Origin of the sequence: Falsiroseomonas sp. (genome assembly GCF_041690465.1) — a bacterium.
Taxonomy (GTDB): domain Bacteria; phylum Pseudomonadota; class Alphaproteobacteria; order Acetobacterales; family Acetobacteraceae; genus Falsiroseomonas.
Map to the genome: position 1 here is coordinate 1 of NZ_JAWLHG010000089.1, position 5,752 is coordinate 5,752.

Here is a 5,752-nt window from a genome sequence, read left to right on the forward strand (position 1 = left end):
AAGGCACGCAACCCCGAGCTCAGCGGCGCGGCGTAGACGCCAGCCGAAGTGGGGAATTTTCAGCCAGCACTTCTGAGGAATTCGTCCTCAGCATTGACAACAGCGGCGCGTGCTTCGCTGCCCTGCTGGGTGGGCCGGAGAACGGACGTTGGCTGATCGCCCCTGCCGGGGTCGTCCGCTCGGTGTCGCGGCGCTACCGTGACGGCACGTTGATCCTCGACACCGAGTTCGAGACCGACACGGGCGCGGTCGCGGTCACCGACTTCATGCCGCTGCCCTCGACCGAGGACGAGGTCGATGTCATCCGCATCGTGCGCGGGCTGCGGGGCGAGGTGCCGATGCGCCTGGAGGCGGTCTTCCGCTTCGACTACGGCCATGTCGTCCCCTGGCTCAAGCGGCGCCCCTACGGCCTCCAGGCGATAGCCGGGCCGAGCGCGCTGCAGCTGTGGTCGCCCGTCGAGCTGCGCAACGAGGATTTCTCGACGAAAGCAGAGTTCACGGTGCGGGAGGGGCAGAGTGTTCCCTTCTCTCTGTGCTGGTATCCGTCCCACGTACAGGAGCCCCCGATCCAGCATCCCGAAGTGCTGCTCGAGTGCACCGCGCGCTGGTGGCGCGACTGGTCGGCCAAATGCACGTACGACGGACCGTGGGCCGAGGCGGTGCGGCGCTCGCTGATCACGCTCAAGGCGCTGACCTACAGCCCGACCGGCGGCATCGTCGCCGCGCCGACGACCTCGCTGCCCGAGGAGATCGGCGGCGAGCGCAACTGGGACTATCGCTACTGCTGGATCCGCGACGCCACCCTGACCCTCTACTCGCTGTTGATCTCCGGCTACACCGACGAGGCGGTTGCCTGGCGACGCTGGCTGCTGCGCTCCGCCGCTGGGCGGCCGGAGGAGATGCAAATCATGTATGGGCTCGCCGGGGAGCGCCGGCTGCCCGAGTTGGAGCTGCCGTGGCTCGCGGGCTACGAGGGCAGCCGGCCTGTGCGGATCGGCAATGCCGCCCAGAGCCAGTTTCAGCTCGATATCTACGGCGAGCTGATGGACGCGCTGCACGTCGCCCGCAAGTACCGGGTCGAGCCGGATTCGGACGCGTGGCGAGTGCAGAGAGTGCTCGCGCGCTTCATCGGCGAAAGGTGGGTCGAGCCGGACAGCGGGATCTGGGAGGTGCGCGGCCCGCGGCGGCATTTCACCCACTCGAAGCTGATGGCTTGGGTTGGGGTCGACCGGGCCATCTCGGGGGTCGAGCAGCATGGCCTGGAAGGGCCGGTCGAGGAGTGGCGTGCGCTGCGCGCCCGGATTCATGACGATATCTGCCGGCGCGGCTTCCACACCGGTTGGAACAGCTTCGTGCAGTCCCACGGAAGCGATCAGCTTGATGCGTCGCTCCTGCTGCTTCCGATCGTCGGCTTCCTACCGCCCAATGATCCGCGTGGCGTAGGCACTGTCGAGGCGATCAGGCGCGAGCTCACCATCGACGGCTTCGTCCTGCGCTACCGGACCGAAACCGGCGTCGACGGCCTAGCCGGCGGCGAAGGCACGTTCCTTCCCTGCACGTTTTGGCTGGCAGATGCCCTTGCTCTCATGGGCCGACGCGACGAGGCCGCGGGCCTATTTGAGCGGCTACTCCGCATCCGCAACGACGTCGGCCTGCTGGCCGAGGAATACGACCCGCAGGCCCGGCGTCAGCTGGGCAACTTCCCACAGGCCTTCTCCCACGTGGGCCTCATCAACACCGCGGAGAACCTCACCCTGACGAAGGGCGCAGCCCAGCGCCGCGCCAGCGACGCAGGGCCGCTTCCGCCTCCTGCCCCTGACTGAGCGAGAGCAGGAGCGCCACTCCCGGCGATCGCAGAAATGAGCTGCTTCGCCCGCTTCGCGGCAGCAGTTGTGTGTCGTGTAGAGCCGGCCCCACTCGCCGTGCCTATTCCTTCCACTGCGATCTCACCCCGCTGCTGCCGCGCGGAGGAGTGCATTTGCCTCGATCCCCTTCCGAGGCTCGGAGCTGCGGGCCGCCCCCCGAGGTGGATCGGCCACCGCGACGCCCGACGCACGCAAATGCTCGTGCGGGGCAGATCCCGATAGACGAATGACGAGATTGGCGGCCCAACAAAATGAGGCCGAGCTCATCCGCGCGGTGCAACCACCCGGCGCGCGATCTCTCACGTTCCGGATGCCCGCCCAGAAGAACCCTTTGCCGAAGCCTGTGTTATCAATCAACGCGATCTCAGAAAGAATTTGGAGCAGCGGCTATGGCAGCCACCCCCGCTCCGCCGGCGCCAGCCTCGGACCCGAGGCCAATCGTCCTGATCACCGGCGCCACCGGCAATCTCGGCCGTACGCTCCGGGAGGCTTTCGACCGCGACTACCGCGTGATCGGGCTGGACCGTTCGGCGGAAGGCGCCGACTTCCCCGTCTTCGAGGCCGATTTCACGTCTGACGCTGCGGTCGAGCTGGCACTCCATAAGTTTCGCGACAAGTACGGCCCGCGCATCGCCAGCGTGATCCACCTTGTGGCTTATTTCGACTTCACCGGCGAGCAGAACCCGCTTTACCAGTCCGTCAACGTCGAGGGCACTCGCCGCCTACTGCGCGCGCTGCAGGCGTTCGATGTCCGGCAGTTCGTCTACTCGAGCACCATGCTCGTGCATGCGCCGTGCCGCCCCGGCGAGCGCATTGACGAGCACCAACCCATCGAACCGCGCTGGGCCTACCCGAAGTCGAAGGCCGCCGCCGAGGAGGTGATCCGCGCCGAGCACGGTCGGATCCCGTATGTCATCCTGCGCCTGGCCGGCGTCTACGACGAGCAGTCGATGGTGCCGACGTTGGCCCATCAGATGGCGCGGATCTATGAGCACGACTTCCAGAGCTACTTCTACTCGGGAAGCACCCTCGTAGGACAGGCGATGCTTCACCGCGAGGACATGGTCGAAGCATTCCGCAGCGCCGTCGAGCGCCGTGGAGCACTGCCGCCTGAAACGGAGATCCTGGTCGGCGAGCCGGACGCGATCGGCTATGACGCGCTACAGGACGAACTCGGCCGCCTCCTCCACGGCGAGGACGATTGGCCGACATTGCGCGTACCGAAGACTATTGCCAGCGCCGGCGCCTGGGCGCAGGACAAGCTCGAACCGCTCGTCCCGGACGTGATCGACGCGGGCGAGGCACCGTTCATCAGGCCCTTCATGGTCGCCATGGCCGATGACCACTATGCACTCGACGTCCGGCGCGCCCGCGACCTGCTCGGCTGGGAGCCGCGGCACCGGCTGAAGGACGAGTTGCCGCGGCTCGTCGCGGCACTGAAGGACAACCCCGGCGCCTGGTACAAGGCGAACGGCGTCACGCCGCCGGCCTGGATCAGCGACGCCGCCGGCCTTGGCGAGAATCCCGAGGATCTGGCGGCCCGCCGCGAAGCGCAGGTCAGGGCCGAGCACAGCGCCAACCGGTGGGCGCACTTCGCCAACATCGGCCTCGGCACATGGTTGCTCACTCAGCCGCCGCTGATCAACGTCGAGGAGCCGCTTCTACGCTGGAGCGAAATAGCCCTCGGCCTCGCGCTTGTGGTCTGCGCCACCTTGGCGCTGTCCTGGCGGGCGCAGTGGGCGCGCTGGGTCTGCGCGGGTATCGGCGCGCTGGTGATGGCCGCGCCGATCCTCTTCTCCACGGGGAACGCGGCCGCCTATCTCTCCGACACGCTTGTCGGCGCTCTGGTCTTCGGCTTCGCGGTCTGCACCAGGCCCGAGCCGGGCCCATCCGCGATCGCCGCGCTTGCCGGCCCTGAGCTGCCGTCGGGTTGGAGCTACAACCCGTCCGCCTGGACGCAGCGCCTGCCCATCATCGCCCTTGCGCTCGTCGGCCTCTATGTCTCTCGCTACCTCGCGGCCTACCAGCTCGGCCACATCCCCACGGTGTGGGACCCGTTCTTCGCCGGCTCGGCGACCGATCCGCGGAACGGCACCGAGGAGATCATCACCTCGGCCGTCTCAAGAGCTTGGCCAGTCTCCGACGCCGCTGTCGGAGGCTACACCTACCTGCTCGAAGTCCTCACCGGCATCGTCGGCTCGCGGATGCGCTGGCGCACAATGCCGTGGCTGGTCGTGCTGTTCGGCCTGATGATAGCGCCGCTTGGCATCACCTCGATCTTCTTTATCGTCATCCAGCCAATCGTCATCGGCACCTGGAGCACGCTCGCACTGATCGGCGCGGCCGCAGTGCTTGTGCAGATTCCCTACTCGCTGGACGAGCTGCTCGCGACGCTGCAGTTCCTACGCCGCCGCGCGAAGGCCGGCCGGAACTGGCTGCGCGTGCTCCTCGTCGGCGACACCGACGAGGCGCGGGACACCAGCGGCGTCAGGCCGACTGGCGACGAGTTCGGCCGCTCGGCCGGCGCCGTGGTCAGGGACATGGTGAGTGGCGGCGTGAGTCTGCCGTGGAACCTGGCCCTGTCGGCGCTCATCGGACTGTCGCTGCTGTTCACACGCCTGACGCTCGGCGCCGAAGGCGGCCTGGCGGATGCCGACCACCTGATCGGCGCACTCGTCCTGACCGTGGTCTCGGTCGCCGCGGCCGAGGTCGCCCGGCCGATGCGCTATCTGCTCGTGCCGCTCGGGGCGGCGCTGTTCGTCACGCCGTTCGCCTACGACGCCGACCTCGCAGCGACCGTCGTCCGCGCTGCCTCAGGCGCAGCGCTCATCGCGCTTAGCTTCCGGCGTGGCCCGATCCAAGAGCGCTACGGAAGCTGGAGCCGCTTGATATGCTGAGGCGCGCCAGGGAATCGCTGGGCCCGGCTGAGGGCGGAGGCGGGCTTAACATCAAGGCTTGCGTGATCGCCCATGGCCGCAGACCGCCATCGCACTCGCGCCCACGTCGCCCGAATTGCCGCCGTCGGGGCCGTTCGGACTTCAGCTACGACCACCAGCGCGACCTCTACATCTGCCCCGGCGGCAACGAGCACCGAGCCGCCCTCTGGCCGGCAAGGGTGCGGTCGGCGGCGCAGCGGTTTAAGGTTGCTCCCGCCGGTGAGCCATGCCTCCTGGTCGGGAGGTAAAGGCAAGGAGGGCGAATGGCGACGTTCACGCTGCCGGCGAACAGCAGGATCACGAAGGGCGCGACTCACAAGGCGCCATCGGGCGCCAAGAACGTCAAGACATTCAAGGTCTACCGCTGGGACCCGGAAAGCGATGCGACGCCGCGGCTCGACATCTACGAGGTCGACCTCGACGCCTGCGGCCCGATGGTCCTGGACGCGCTGAACAAGATCAAGAACGAGGTGGACAGCACGCTGACCTTCCGACGTTCCTGCCGCGAGGGCATCTGCGGCTCCTGCGCGATGAATATTGACGGTCTGAACACGCTGGCCTGCCTTAAGCCGATCGAGGATGTGCGGGGCGAGGTCCGCATCCACCCGCTGCCCCACATGCCGGTGGTGAAAGACCTGGTGCCGGACCTGTCGCAGCACTACGCGCAGTACCGCGCGATCGAGCCCTGGCTGAAGACGGACACGCCGCCGCCACCTGACGCGGAGCGGCGGCAGTCGAAGGAGGAACGGGCGAAGCTCGACGGGATGTGGGAGTGCATCATGTGCTTCTGCTGCACCACCGCCTGCCCCTCCTATTGGTGGAACGGCGACCGCTACCTCGGCCCCGCGGTGCTGGGCCTACCCCGTTTGAGTGGACACCTCGGATAGGCTGAAGAGCCTGGAGGTGACGATGTCGGAAGGCGTGAAACGGCGCCGGAGCTTTCCGGAGGCG

Annotated in this window: 2 protein-coding genes and 1 pseudogene; all 3 read left to right on the forward strand. The window is 67.7% G+C overall.

Annotated features, from left to right (window positions below; genetic code table 11):
- On the forward strand, window positions 1–1,823 hold a 1,823-nt coding region (locus tag ACESM1_RS30015), incomplete at its 5' end, for a glycoside hydrolase family 15 protein (RefSeq protein WP_372625029.1).
- A gap of 431 nt (window positions 1,824–2,254) precedes the next feature.
- Window positions 2,255–4,762: an NAD-dependent epimerase/dehydratase family protein gene (locus ACESM1_RS30020; protein WP_372625031.1), complete on the forward strand. Its 2,508-nt coding sequence runs from the start codon at window positions 2,255–2,257 to the stop codon at window positions 4,760–4,762.
- Between the two features lie 302 nt (window positions 4,763–5,064).
- Window positions 5,065–5,655, forward strand: a pseudogene (locus tag ACESM1_RS30025) (succinate dehydrogenase iron-sulfur subunit); the annotation flags it as partial.
- Window positions 5,656–5,752 lie beyond the last annotated feature (97 nt).